A 12906-nucleotide genomic window follows, 5' to 3' on the forward strand; every position below is an offset into this window, starting at 1 on the left:
GCGCCCAATGTTGGTTTAACAAGTCCAGCACCTTCGTTTTGTCTGCGGTTGGCCCCTCCCGACAACGCACTACCCACGAAGACCCAGAAATCCCTACATTAAGGCAAAGTGACTTGACACCCCGCCGGTGCCGTGGGTGAAGGTGACCCGACACCCCGTCCGACCGGTTTCGAGGCCGCGAACATGAAAAACTCCCACGATCGCCGCCGCGCGAAGCTCGGATCAGCCGCCCTGTCGTTCGGCGGGTGGGGCGACTACGAGGTGTGGGCAGCGCATGGATTCACACCCAAACCCAACTCGGCCCCGGGTGCGAGCCGCACCGAGGACCGCGAGCCCGGCACCGGCTCCCACGAAGCCGCAGGCGACGCGACCCGCATGACCGCCGCCTCTCACCGCGGTGAACCCACCACCGCTCGCGGCACAGGGAGGCGCCGAACCGGCGAGGGCGGTGGTCCAAACCGGACCGGCGACATCGACACCGGTCGCGGCGAGACCGCCGCCGCCCGCGGCGCGGGCCGACGCCGAACCGGCGACGGCGGTGGCCCGAACCGCACCGGCGACCGCGAGCCCGGCACCGACACGCACCGGACCGGCCCCCGCGAAACCCCCGGCGACGCAAGCCGCGGCACGCACGCCTCCCCCACCACCGACCCACGCACCGCCGACCGCGAGCCCGGCACCGACACGCACCGGACCGGCCCCCGCGAAACCACCAGCGAACCAAGCCGCGGCACGCACGCCTCCCCCACCACCGACCCACGCCCCGGCAACCGCGAGCCCGGCACCGACACGCACCGAACCGGCCGCCGCGAAACCACCAGCGAACCAAGCCGCGGCACGCACGCCTCTCCCACCGCCGACCCACGCCCCGGCAAGCCCGCCGACCCCACCGGCGACGACCGCACCCGTGGCCGCCGGTCCGCGACCCTCGGCACCCGCCCCGAAGACCCCCGCACGACCCGGGACCGCCCCCGCCCCTACGTCCGCGGCAGCACGCCCCCTCCCCCGCAACCCCGCCACGTCCTGCCCCCAGAGGTCATGCTCTTCGCCACCGGCCGCCACCGCGCCGCCGGGACTCTCGATCCGGACCTGAACGCGCTCTGCCGGATGTGCCAGATCCCCACCTCGATCGCCGAGGTCTCCGCCTACCTCCGCCAATCGCTCGACGCCACCCGCACCCTCGTCCAGCGCGGCATCGACAGCGGCCTGCTCGTCGCGGACGTCGCGGACCTCCGGGAAGGGCGGCCGCCACTCGCCCTCCTCCAGCGCGTGCACCAGGGATTGCTGCGGCTGTGAACTAGACACTTCCAGGATCCGGCGAACCTAGGCTTCCGCCATGGCGACCCAACTACTGGCGTCCTCCGACGTGCTCGGCTACGTGAGCGAGCATTCGCAAGCCGAGGACGAGATCCTGCGCGAACTGCGCGACGAGACGGCCTCGCTGCCCATGGGCGCGGCGATGCAGGTGTCCGCGGAAGAAGGCCGGCTGCTCGCGCTGCTGGTCAAGCTCACCCGGGCGCGCCTGGTGGTGGAGGTCGGCACCTTCACCGGCTACAGCTCCCTCTGCATGGCCCGGGCGCTGCCCGCCTCCGGGCTGCTCATCACCTGCGACGTCACCGACCGGTGGCCGGCGTTCGGGCGGCCCTACTGGCGGCGGGCCGGCGTCGAAGACCGGATCGACCTGCGGATCGATCCCGCCACGCAAGTGCTCGACGCCCTCTTCTACGAGTACGGGCCGGGCACGGTCGACCTGGTCTTCATCGACGCCGACAAGGTCGGGTACGCCGCCTACTACGAGGCCGCGCTCGGGCTGCTGGCCCCCGACGGGCTCATCGTGGTCGACAACACCCTCTTCTTCGGGCGCGTCACCGATCCCGCGGCGCAGGACCCCGACACGGTCGCCATCCGCGAGTTCAACCGCTTCGTGCGCGACGACCCGCGCGTGGAGATGTCGCTGCTGCCGATGGCCGACGGCATCACGCTCATCCGCAAGGCGAGCTGAAGCGCCCCGGCACCGCCCGCCCGCGTTGCCTCGCGACCCAGTCGCACCGATCGGCGGCATCGCAGTGGGTGGTGACGTCTTGAATGACTCATTCAGGACCTCCGAAGACCTGAATGAGTCATTCAAGACGCGAGCGCAGCCGCTGGTGAGAAAACCCCACGAGCAAGGCCCGCCCCCGAACCGGGAGCGGGCCTTCTTCGCGACTTCCTCAGCGGACCCCGACCGGCTCGCCGAGGTCGGGCGCCACCAGGGTCACCGTCGTGGGCTCCTCCTGCGGCACCGGCTCCAGGTGCAGCCGCTGCAGGCCCGGGACCTCGCCCGAGGGCAGCACGGCCGTGCACGCGCACGCGTCGTCGGCGAAACCCGCGAAGCGGTAGGCGATCTCCATCATCCGGTTGCGGTCGGTCGCCCGGAAGTCGGCGACCAGGTGCGCGTCCGCGGCGGCCGCCTGGTTGGCCAGCCAGCGCAGGATGATCGAGCCCGCGCCGAACGACACCACGCGGCACGACGTCGCCAGCAGCTTCAGGTGCCAGAACTCCTCGAACGTCTCCAGCAGGATCACCCCGACCGCGCCGTGCGGGCCGAAGCGGTCGCGCATGCTGACCACCAGCACGCGGTGCGCCGGGTCGTCCAGCAGGGCGCGCAGCTTCTCGTCGGAGTAGTGGATGCCGGTGGCGTTCATCTGGCTCGTGCGCCGGGTCAGCTCCTCCACCCGGGACAGCTCGGTGTCGGTGGCGGGGAGGATCGTCATCCGCAGGTCCAGCGAGCGCAGGAAGTCCTCGTCCGGCCCGGCGAACCCGGCCTGGGCCTCCTGGCGGCGGAAGGACGCCTGGTACATCTGGCGCCGCCGGCGGGAGTCGACGGTGACCGTCTCCGGGCTGAACTCCGGCAGGTTCGCCAGCTCCAGCACGTCCGCCGCGCGGTAGGTGCGCACCTGCGGGTGGTGGTAGGTCACCTCGGCCAGCTCGCTGTCGCGGTCGTCGACGAAGGCGATCGTCTCGAGGGCGAACTTCAGCTCGTCGGCGATCGCCTTGACCGACTGCGACTTCGCGTGCCAGCCGATCTGCGGCAGCACGAAGTACTCCGCGAGGCCCAGTTCCTCCAGCCGCGCCCAGGCGTGCTCGTGGTCGTTCTTGCTCGCGACCGACTGCAGGATGCCGCGCGCGTCGAGGGTCTTCACGAGCTGGCGGATCTCGTCCGCGACCTCGACCGCGCCGTCTTCGAGCAGCGTGCCGTTCCACAGGGTTTCGTCGAGGTCCCACACCAGGCACTTGACCATGGTCGTGCTTGCCACCGGAATCCTCCTCAGTCGCCGGTATTCACGAGGACACGGGTGTGCCCCGCCAGGATGAGCTGGCAGATCTCGTTGCTGCCTTCGATGAGTTCCATCAGCTTCGCGTCGCGGTGCGCCCGGGCGACCACGTGGCCGTCCTGGGCCGCGGCCGACGCCAGCACCTGCACCGCCGCGCCCGAGCCGCGGGCCGCCGCCGTCGAGCTGACGTACTTGGCCAGCACGGTCGCGACGACCATTTCGGGTGAGCGCCCGTCCCAGGCGCGGCTGGCGTGCTCGCACACGCGGGTCGCGGCCTGCTCGTCGGCGTACAGGTCGGCCAGGTGCCGGGCGACGAGCTGGCGGTCGGCCAGCGCGACGCCGCCCTGGTGCCGGTTCGCCGCGTGCGCGCCTGCCGCGGCCAGGCAGGCCCGCAGGATGCCGACGCAGCCCCACGCGACCGAGATCCGGCCGTAGGCGAGCGCGGTCGTGATGAGCATGGACAGCTCGACCCCGCCGCCGCCGAGGACCGCCGAGCGCGGCAGCCGGACGTCGCGGAGCCGGACGGTCGAGTGGCCGGCGGCGCGGCACCCGCTGGGGTGCGGGACGCGCTCGATCGTGACGCCCTCGGCGGTCGAGGGCACCACGACCGCCGTGCCGAGGCCGTCGAGCTCGCCGACGACCACGATCAGGTCCGCGTACGCCGCCGCGGTGATCCAGACCTTCTCGCCGTTGACCACGACGTCGTCGCCGTCGGCGCGGACGGTGGTGGCCACCGACGACAGGTCGCTGCCCGCCGCGGGTTCGCTGAACGCCACCGCGGCCAGGTCGCCGGAGGTGAGCCGGCCGAGGTAGGCCGCCCGCTGGGCGCGGTCGCCGAAGCGCTGGATGGTCCAGGCCGCCATGCCCTGCGACGTCATCACGCTGCGCAGGGAGCTGCACAGCGAACCGGCGTGCGCGGTGAACCGTCCACTGTGGAGGCTACTTGCGCCGAGCCCGCCGTATTCGGCGGGCACTTCGGCGCACAGCAGGCCTCGGGCGCCCAGCGCGCGCAACAGGTCCTCGGGCAGCAGCCCGTCGACGTCCCAGGCCGCCGCCCGGTCCCCGACCCGCGCGGTCAGCTCGGCGGCGGCCGCTTCCAGGGGGTTGTCACTCATCGAGCAGACGTCCCACGAGCGAGGTCATGCCCTCGACGGTGCGGAAGTTGTCCAGCTTGAGGTCCGGGCCGACGATGGCGATGCCGTAGGTCTGCTCGAGGAACACGACCAGCTCCATGGCGAACATCGACGAGACCAGGCCGGTGCGGAAGAGGTCCTGGTCGACCGGGACGTCCTGCTTGACGCGCCCGGCCAGGAACTCGCGGATCTCCCGCGTGACGGCCTCCGGCGTGCGCGCCGGGGTTGCGGTGGTGGAGACGTCGTTCACTCAGAACACCTTCCCGTACTCGTAAAAGCCCCGGCCGGATTTCCGGCCGAGGTGGCCGTCGGCCACTTTGGACCGCAGCAGCGCGCACGGCGCGTGCCGCGGGTCGCCGGTGCGTTCGGCGAGCGCCCGCAGCGCGTCCGCGAGGTTGTCCAGTCCGATCAGGTCGGCGGTGCGCAGCGGGCCGGTCGGGTGACCGAGGCAGCCCTGCATCAGCTCGTCGACCGCTTCCACCGACGCGGTGCCTGCTTCGACCACGCGCGCGGCGTCGTTGATCATGGGGTGCAGCAGCCTGCTGGTGACGAACCCCGGCGAGTCCCGCACGACGATCGGCTTGCGGCTCAGCCGTTCCAGCAGGCCCAGCACCGCGTCCAGAGTGGACTGCCCGGTGCGCGGGCCGCGGACGACCTCGACGTTGGGAATGAGGTACGCCGGGTTCATGAAGTGCGTCGCCAGCAGGTCCGCGGGCCGCTCGACCGCTTCGGCGAGTTCGTCGACCGGGATGCCGGAAGTGTTGGTGATCAAGGGGGTTCCCGGTGCGACCAGCGCCGAAAGCTCGCCGAGCACCGCGGCCTTGACCTTGTCGTCTTCGACGATCGCTTCGACGACCGCGGTCGCGTCCCGCGCCGCGGCCAGGCCGGTCGTCGCGGTCAGTTCGCCTTCGGGGACATCGGGGAACGCGCCCATCAGCCGGGCGTGCCGCAGTTGCTGCGCCACCCGCCGCTTCGCCAGTTCCACCGCTTCGCCGTCGATTTCGACCAGGGTGACCGGAACCCCGTGTCCCAGCGCCATCGCCGTGATGGCCGAGCCCATCACCCCGCCGCCGATCACGGCCGGCCGATCCTGCGCCTGCCCGCCCACCGCGCCTCCCTGAGTCTCGGGATTTTTCCCTTGTGCGCCTGCGAGCGTCGGCCACCGCGGTGGTACGGGTCAACGAACAGCGCGCATATCTAGGGTTTTCCGTCGGCCGCGTCGGTGCTCAGCACGCCGAGGGCGGCCAGGTCGCCCATCCACGCGCGCAGGGAACCGGCCAGCTCGGCCGGTTCGAGGTCGCACGTGGGCGCGAGCGCGAGCGCCGCAGCGGCGGGATCCCAGTCGTGCTGGGCCAGCGCGATCCACATCGCCGCGCCGAGACCGCTGGCGAGCACGCGGTGTTCGCCCGTGGGCAGCACCATTTCGAGCACGCCGGTGTCGTCGACGATCACCGCCAGCCCGGGTACCGGACGCATGGCACTCCCCCGTGTTTTCCCCGTGTCACCGGTCACAGCGCCGGTTCCGGCGCGAGCAGGCCGCCGGGGAACCGCTCCTGCAGCTGGGTGCGGCCGGTCACGCCCAGCTTGCGGTAGACGCTCGTCAGGTGGATCTCGACGGTCCGCACGGCGAGCTGGAGCGCGTCGGCGATGGCCCGGTTGGTGGCGCCGGTCGCGGCGAGCTCGCCGACCCGCCGCTCCCCCAGCGTCAGCACGTCGGTCACGCTGCCGGTGACCGGGTAGTTGCGCCCGCCGGCCGCGGTCACCCCGGCCTGCGCCTCCTCGGCCCGGCTCCAGAACCCCGACCGCACCGAGAGGTCCACGGCCGCCCGGAAGGCCCGGCGCGCGCCCTGGTGGTCACCGGCGCGCAGGAGTGCTTGCCCCAGCGCGGTTTCCGCTTCAGCGAGGTACCAGGACGCCGCCGTCGTGCCGAGCACCTCGGCCGCCGCGGTGAGCCCGTCGACGGCCGCGTCGCCTTCGGCCACCAGGCCGCGGCCCAGCAACGCCAGCCCGCGCGCCGACGCCGATCCCCAGGCACGGGCCAGTTCTTCGCCGTGCGCCACGAGTTCCGCGGCTTCGCCCCGCCGTCCCAGCCGGACGAGCACGCGGGCGCCGTCGAGCCACCACGGGACGAACAGCGGGTTGGCGCCGCCTTCGGCACGAAGAGCGGCACCGCACCGGCGCAGGTGCGCCAGTGCCCCGTCCAGGTCGCCGCGGGCCTCGGCGAGCCGTCCCCGCGCGAGCAGGTGGAACGGGAAGCGGAGCACCGACCCGTCGGGCCCGGCCCGGTCGGCACGCGTCATCGCCGCGGCGGCACCGTCGATGTCGCCCTGCTGCAGCAGAACCAGCGCCTGGGCGACCAGGGGCGCGGTCGCCAGCTCGGCGCGGTCGTCGCGCTCGGCGGCGCGCACGGCCGCCGTCGCGTCCGAAAGCGCGCGGGACAGGTCGCCCGCGCCGCAGGTGAGCCACGAATGCGCGGTCAGCGCCACGACTTCCGCCCAGCCGGTGCCGTCGCGCACCGGGCCGGGCGACAGACCGCCCAGCGCGTGCAGTGCTTCGTCGACCTCGTCGGCGGCGAACAGGACGTAGGCGGCCAGCGAACAGGCCCACCGCACCGGCGGTTCCGGACGTTCGAGGGCCCGGCGCGCGCAGGAGACGGCGAGGTCCCGGTCGGTGCCGCGGATCAGGTGCGCCACCGCCGCCAGCGCCAGCACACCGACCTCGGCCGGGGTCTGGCCGGTCAGCGCGGACATCGCGGACAGCCGCCCGGCGACGAGGTCCAGCGAGCCCGGCTGTTCGAAGGCGACGGCCAGCAGCGCGGCCTCCAGCTCGGTCCGCAGGCCGCGGTCGGCGTCGCCGACGCGGTCGGCGCGGTCGGCGCCCCCGGCGCAGTCGGCACCCCCGACGCGGTCGGCACCCCCAGCGCGGTGGCCGCCCTCGGCTCGGTCGGCGCGATCGCCGCGGCCTGCGCCTCCAGCGCGGTCGCCGCCCCCAGCGCGATCGGCACCCCCAGCGCGGTCGCCGCCCCCGGCGCGATCGGCACCCCCGGCTCGGTCACCGCGATCGCCGCGGTCGGCACCCCCAGCGCGGTCTGCGCGGTCGCCGCCCCCGGCATGATCGGCGTCCCCGGCATGATCGGCGTCCCCGGCGCGATCGGCGTCGAGCTGCTCGAGCGCGCCGGTCAGCAGCCGCGTCGCCTCCTGCGGTTCGCGGGCCGACAGCGCGGCGATGGCCAGCTGCAAGGAGATCCGGGCCCGGCTGCGGACGTCTTCGGCCTGTTCGGCCATCCCGGCGAGCGTCGCGTACGCGGCCAGGGGGTCGCGCACGCCGACCAGGCGGGCGAACTCGATCCGCACCAGCATGTCCTGGGGCCGGTCGGCGACGAGCACCCCGAGGTACCGGGCCGCGTCGTGCGGGCGGCCCGACCGTTCCGCAGTGCGCGCGGCCTCGGCGAGCACGTCCCGCATCCACCGCTCGGGCAGCAGCCGGCGGCCGAGCAGGTGCGCTCCGACGTCCTCGGGCGGCCGGCCGCGGTCGTTGAGCAGCCGGGCCGCGGTCAGCCGCAGCGGGCCGAGCCGCCGTTCCGGCACGCCGGCCAGCACCGCGTCGCGGACCGCGAGCTTCCCGTCGGGCAGCAGCCCTTCGGCGGCCAGGACCCCGAGCGCGTCGGCGACGAGCGGTTCGGGCACGCCGCCGAGCAGGGCGACCAGCTCCACGTCGGGCGCGCCGAACACGGCCACCGCCTCGGCGACGTGCCGCACGTGCGGCGGGCGGCCGGCGAGGACCCGCTCGACCAGCCGCGCGCGGGCACCCGGGGCGAGCACGCGGGCCCGCGCCAGCGCCTGCTCGTCGGGGGCGAGCCCTTCCAGGTGCAAGGCGGCGCAGACTTCGCCGAGCACGGCGGGGTTGCCGCCGGTCAGCGCGGACAGCTCGCGGGCGAAGCCGGGACCCGGCGCCTCGGACCACCACGCGGCGGCCACTTCGGCGACTTCGGGTTCGGTGAAGGCCGCGAGGTCGACGGTCGCGACGTCGCCGGGCGGCAGCGTCATCGGCGGCCACAGCGGCTGGCCGGCCGGGCGCTGCGCGACCACGACGAGCAGGGGCTGTTCCGCGCCCCGGTGCGCCTGGTGGGCCAGCACCCGGACGGAGGCCTCGTCGCAGTGGTGGAAGTCGTCGAGCAGGACGACGACGGGCCCGGCCACGGTCAGGTCCGCCAGCCGGCGGCCCAGCCGCCGCGACAGCACGGGCACCGGCATGCCGTACCGGCTCCCGGCGTCCGGCAGCAGCCCTTCGGCGGCCCGCCCGGTGCTCCCGCCGCCCGGCCGGCGGCACGTCTCCGACAGCACGACCGCGCGGTCGCCGACCGACCGCGCGAACTCCGCCAGCACCGCCGTCTTGCCGGTGCCGGTCGCCCCGCGCACCCGCACCAGGGTCGCCGAACCGGCCCGCGCGTTGGCGAACGCCGAACCGAGGACCTCCAGCTCCCGCCGCCGGCCGACCACGCGCCCGGCGACCGCCGTCACCTCCGCCATCCTCACCCTGCTTTCACGGAAGGCGGCGGCCGCCCAGCCCCTCGTCGTCGGCGCCGTGCCACATTTCCCTGGCGTACGGCGTGTCCGGCACGAGCACCCGCTCGGCGGCCGCGAGCGGCGTGGCGGGCAGCTCGCCCAGCCCGCTCTCGATCCAGCCGAGGTCGCTCATCAGCCGCCGCATCGGCGGGGTGTCCCCGTGGATCCGGTGCAGCGACTGGATGGCCCGGCGCAGCTCGGTCGCCTTGCGCCGGGCGGCGGTGAGCGCGTCAGCGGTCATCAGGACTCCTCCCGTCGGGGCACGGCCGATCGCGTGCCCCGCCGACGGTAGGTGGCCGCCGACCCGGAAAACCCCGAACCTCGGCGGATTCCGCGGCCGCCAAGACACCGGGGGCGCGGCGTGTGAGCGGCAACACTAAGGAATCCGTGGCCCGGGCCGGGGTTCACTGACGGACCTGACCCGCGTCGAAGGGAAACGCTCTCGTGAACATCGCGGACAACGCCACGACGTCGTGGATCCGCCGCTACCACCCCGCGCCCGGTGCGGGCACCCGGCTCGTCTGCTTCCCCCACGCCGGTGGTTCGGCCAGCTACTTCCACCCGGTCTCGGCCCGGTTCGCGCCGGACGTCGACGTCGTTTCGCTGCAGTACCCGGGGCGGCAGGACCGGCGCCGGGAGCCGAACGTGGACTCGATCGCCGGGCTGGCCGATCTGGTCGCCGACGAGCTGGCCGCGCTCTCCGACAAGCCCGCCGTGTTCTTCGGGCACAGCATGGGCGCGGTCCTCGCCTTCGAAACCGCCTGGCGGCTGGAACTGCGCGGCCTGCGGGCGCCGGGGGCGATCGTCGCGTCCGGGCGGCGCGGGCCCTCGACGTTCCGCGACGAGCGGATCCACGAGCGCGACGACGACGGCGTGCTCGACGAGGTCCGGGAGCTCAACCGGGTGGACCGGACGGTCATCGGCGACGACGAGATCCTGCGGATGGCGCTGCCCGCGATCCGCGCCGACTACCGGGCGATCGAAACCTACGCCTGCCCGGCCGGGCGCCGCGTCCGCTGCCCGGTCACCGTCCTGATCGGCGACCAGGACCCGAAGGTGACCGCCGAGGAGGCCGGGAACTGGGGCGAGCACACCGAAGGCGGCTTCCGGCTGGAGGTCTTCCCCGGTGGCCACTTCTTCCTCGCCCGGCACCAGAGCGCGGTGAACGCCCAGCTCCAGCGTGAGCTGCAGGCCCTCAGCGCGCCCGCGGCGGCATTGCACTCCGGGCGCGATTCAACATAAAGTAACATCAGCAACCACACAGAACGACATGAGCGGGGGTCGCGGTGTACGCGGAAGAGCGTCAGCAGCTGATCCTCGAGCAGGCCCGGTCGCGCGGCCGGGTCGACGTGGCCGAGCTCGCCGGCGAGTTCGCCGTGACGACGGAGACGATCCGCCGCGACCTCACGACGCTCGAACGCCACGGGTCGCTCCGCCGGGTGCACGGCGGGGCGATCCCCATCGAGCGGCTGGGCTTCGAGCCGGCGTTGAACACGCGCGAAAGCGTGATGACGGCGGAAAAGAAGCGCATCGGCAAGGCCGCGCTCGCCGAGCTGCCCGCGGAGGGCGCGATCCTGCTCGACGCGGGCACGACCACCGCGCACCTCGCGGAAGCGCTTCCCATCGACTGCAACCTCACGGTGGTCACCAACTCGGTGAACATCGCGCTGACGCTGTCCAAGCGCCCCAACCTCACGGTGATGCTGGTGGGCGGCCGGCTCCGGGCGCGCACGCTCGCGTCGGTCGACTCGTGGGCGCTGCACTCGCTCAGCGAAACGTTCGTCGAAGTGGCGTTCATGGCGACCAACGGCCTGTCGGTCGAGCGCGGCCTCACCACCCCGGACCCGGCGGAAGCGATGGTCAAGCGCGCCTCGATCGCCGGGGCCCGCCGCGTGGTGCTGCTGGCCGACCACACGAAGGTGGGCAACGACCACTTCGCCCGCTTCGCCGAACTGTCCGAAGTGGACACCTTCATCACCGACGGCGGCATCGATTCGACGGTGGCCGCGGAAATCGAGCGCGAAGGCGTGAACGTCCTGACCGCCTGAGCTACCAGCGCACCGGCAGCGCGTAGAGTCCGAAGAGGACTCCGTCGTGCTTGAACTCCAGTTCGTCCGCCGGTACCGCCAGCCGCAGCCGCGGCACCCGCTCGAACAACGTCGTCAGCGCGACGTCCATTTCGAGACGGGCCAGGTGCTGTCCGATGCACTGGTGGATCCCGTACCCGAAGGCGACGTGGTGGCGCGCCGAGCGGGCCGGGCAGAACTCGCCGGCGTCCTCGAACACGGTGCCGTCGTGCCCGGCCGCCAGCCCGAGCGGCGCGACCCCTTCGCCGCGGCGGATCAGCTGACCCGAGATTTCGAGGTCCTCGGTGGCGACGCGCAGGCTGACGACGTCGGAGATGGAGAAGAACCGCAGCAGCTCTTCGACGACGCCCTCGTGCCCGATCCACTGTGGATTCTCCAGCAGCGTCACGACGCCGAGCGACAGCATGTTCGCGGTGGTCTCGTGCCCGGCGACCAGCAGCAGCATGGCCACGCCGAGCAGCTCGGCGTCGTCCAGCACGCCCCCGGCGATGAGCCGGCTGATCAGGTCCTCCCCCGGTGCCGAGCGCTTCGCGGCGATCAGTTCGGTGAGGTAGGTGTTGATCTCGCCGAGCGCGACTTCCCGTTGCCGGGCGGTCGAAGCGAGGCTGACCAGGACGCGCGTGCGGGACTCGAAGTGCTCGTGGTCGGAGTACGGCACGCCGAGCAGCTGGCAGATGACCAGCGACGGCAGCACGAGGCAGAACGCGGACACGAGGTCCGCGGAGTTCCCGGCGGCCAGCATGGCGTCGATCCGCTCGTCGACGACCTGCTGGATGCCGGGCCGCAGCTCCCGCACCTTCCGCACGGTGAACTCGGGGATGAGCAGCTTCCGGTACCGCGTGTGCTCGGGCGCGTCCATGGCCACGAACCACCCGGGAAGCGCTTCCGGCGCCCCACCGGTGGCGGGGAACCCCGGCTTCGACGGGTCGGAACTCAGCCGCGGATCGGTCAGCGCGGCCCGCACGTCTTCGTGCCGGGCGACGAGCCACACGGGCGTCCCCCCGGGCAGGACGGTCCGGCACAACCCGGGGCGGGCCCGCAGCTCGGCGTACCCGTCGGGCGGGGTGACCTGACCGGGGGCCCGCCGCGGGAAGCCGACGATTCCGGGTTCCGTGCTCACCATGCCCCGGTTCTACCCCGCCGCGGCGCCCGCGTCCGCGAGGGCGGCGAAAGTCTGGAAGAACCCCTAGGGCTGGTAGGTGCACAGCGCGCCGACGCACCGGTGGTGACCTCCAGGACGACGGTGTGCTTGGCCGGCGCGGTCAGGAGGGAGCCCTGGCCAGACCGCGGCTCAGCGGTCGCCGGTGCCCGGCGCAGGCCGGACTTTCCCGCGGCTTCCCTCCGCGAATCGCCCCCGCGCGGCCCGGCCACCGCATACGATCGCGCCATGACACCCCTGGCGTTGACGACCATCGAGATCATCCCGCGGGTGCTGCTGCTCGTGGTGGGCCTGCTCGGCCTGATCTTCGCGATCAAGGCGCGCGCGAACGGCGGCTCGGGCCTGATGGTGGCCGCCTTCGTCATCATGCTCCTGACGACGGCGGCGGCCATCGCGTGGCAGTACGTGTCGCTGGACGCGGCCTCCTGGATCAGCCGCGGCAACCTGAGCGCGAGCGACCTCAGCCTGATCTTCATGGCGGTGGCCATCCCCCTGGACGTCGCCACCGCGATCTCCTGGCTCCTGGTCGCGCTCGCGGTCGTCAAGGGCCGCCGGCCGCGCGCCACGGCGTACCCCGGGTTCGCCGGCCCGCCGCCCGGCTACGGCCAGCCCGGGTACCTGCAGCCCCCGAACTGACGCGGACGGGCC

Annotated in this window: 13 protein-coding genes; 5 read left to right on the forward strand and 8 right to left on the reverse strand. The window is 73.4% G+C overall.

Features of this window, described 5'->3' with window-relative positions:
* The first annotated feature begins 375 nt into the window (after positions 1-375).
* Positions 376-1296 (forward strand): DUF742 domain-containing protein, encoded by a 921-nt coding sequence (locus tag EIY87_RS20250; protein ID WP_125310465.1) that lies wholly within the window; start codon positions 376-378, stop codon positions 1294-1296.
* A gap of 40 nt (positions 1297-1336) precedes the next feature.
* Positions 1337-2002 carry an O-methyltransferase gene (locus EIY87_RS20255; RefSeq protein ID WP_125310467.1) on the forward strand — a complete coding sequence of 222 codons (666 nt, stop codon included), beginning with the start codon at positions 1337-1339 and terminating at the stop codon, positions 2000-2002.
* Between the two features lie 208 nt (positions 2003-2210).
* Here EIY87_RS20255 and EIY87_RS20260 read toward each other — a convergent pair whose 3' ends face one another.
* The 7 genes from EIY87_RS20260 to EIY87_RS20290 all read right to left on the reverse strand — a co-directional run bounded on the left by EIY87_RS20260 (position 2211) and on the right by EIY87_RS20290 (position 9253).
* The gene (locus EIY87_RS20260) at positions 2211-3281 is read right to left on the reverse strand and encodes an HAD-IIIC family phosphatase (protein WP_125310896.1); all 1071 of its coding nucleotides are present in this window, start codon (positions 3279-3281) and stop codon (positions 2211-2213) included.
* A gap of 26 nt (positions 3282-3307) precedes the next feature.
* Positions 3308-4429 (reverse strand): acyl-CoA dehydrogenase family protein, encoded by a 1122-nt coding sequence (locus EIY87_RS20265; protein ID WP_125310469.1) that lies wholly within the window; start codon positions 4427-4429, stop codon positions 3308-3310.
* Positions 4422-4697: an acyl carrier protein gene (locus tag EIY87_RS20270; RefSeq protein WP_125310472.1), complete on the reverse strand. Its 276-nt coding sequence runs from the start codon at positions 4695-4697 to the stop codon at positions 4422-4424. The genes EIY87_RS20265 and EIY87_RS20270 overlap by 8 nt, the downstream gene beginning before the upstream one ends.
* On the reverse strand, positions 4698-5555 hold the full coding sequence (locus EIY87_RS20275) for a 3-hydroxyacyl-CoA dehydrogenase family protein (RefSeq protein ID WP_125310474.1): 858 nt from the start codon (positions 5553-5555) through the stop codon (positions 4698-4700). It abuts the gene before it with no gap.
* An 89-nt stretch (positions 5556-5644) separates the two neighbouring features.
* Positions 5645-5923 carry a hypothetical protein gene (locus EIY87_RS20280; protein ID WP_125310476.1) on the reverse strand — a complete coding sequence of 93 codons (279 nt, stop codon included), beginning with the start codon at positions 5921-5923 and terminating at the stop codon, positions 5645-5647.
* A 32-nt stretch (positions 5924-5955) separates the two neighbouring features.
* Positions 5956-8976, reverse strand: coding sequence for a helix-turn-helix transcriptional regulator (locus EIY87_RS20285; RefSeq protein ID WP_125310478.1), 3021 nt, complete (start codon positions 8974-8976; stop codon positions 5956-5958).
* A 13-nt stretch (positions 8977-8989) separates the two neighbouring features.
* Positions 8990-9253, reverse strand: a complete 264-nt coding sequence (locus EIY87_RS20290; protein ID WP_125310481.1) for a hypothetical protein — start codon at positions 9251-9253, stop codon at positions 8990-8992.
* Between the two features lie 203 nt (positions 9254-9456).
* On the opposite strand from EIY87_RS20290, the gene EIY87_RS20295 reads away from it, so the two are divergent.
* Together EIY87_RS20295 and EIY87_RS20300 are read left to right on the forward strand one after the other, a co-directional pair.
* Positions 9457-10254: a thioesterase II family protein gene (locus EIY87_RS20295; protein WP_125310484.1), complete on the forward strand. Its 798-nt coding sequence runs from the start codon at positions 9457-9459 to the stop codon at positions 10252-10254.
* 44 nt (positions 10255-10298) lie between these two features.
* Positions 10299-11060, forward strand: coding sequence for a DeoR/GlpR family DNA-binding transcription regulator (locus EIY87_RS20300; protein WP_086865209.1), 762 nt, complete (start codon positions 10299-10301; stop codon positions 11058-11060).
* 1 nt (position 11061) lies between these two features.
* On the opposite strand, the gene EIY87_RS20305 is transcribed toward EIY87_RS20300, so the two are convergent.
* Positions 11062-12222: a cytochrome P450 gene (locus EIY87_RS20305; RefSeq protein WP_125310486.1), complete on the reverse strand. Its 1161-nt coding sequence runs from the start codon at positions 12220-12222 to the stop codon at positions 11062-11064.
* Between the two features lie 264 nt (positions 12223-12486).
* Between EIY87_RS20305 and EIY87_RS20310 the strand changes: the two genes are divergently transcribed.
* Positions 12487-12894 (forward strand): hypothetical protein, encoded by a 408-nt coding sequence (locus EIY87_RS20310; protein ID WP_225439952.1) that lies wholly within the window; start codon positions 12487-12489, stop codon positions 12892-12894.
* Positions 12895-12906: the final 12 nt, after the last annotated feature.

The sequence above is a fragment of the Amycolatopsis eburnea genome (assembly GCF_003937945.1).
Taxonomy (GTDB): domain Bacteria; phylum Actinomycetota; class Actinomycetes; order Mycobacteriales; family Pseudonocardiaceae; genus Amycolatopsis; species Amycolatopsis eburnea.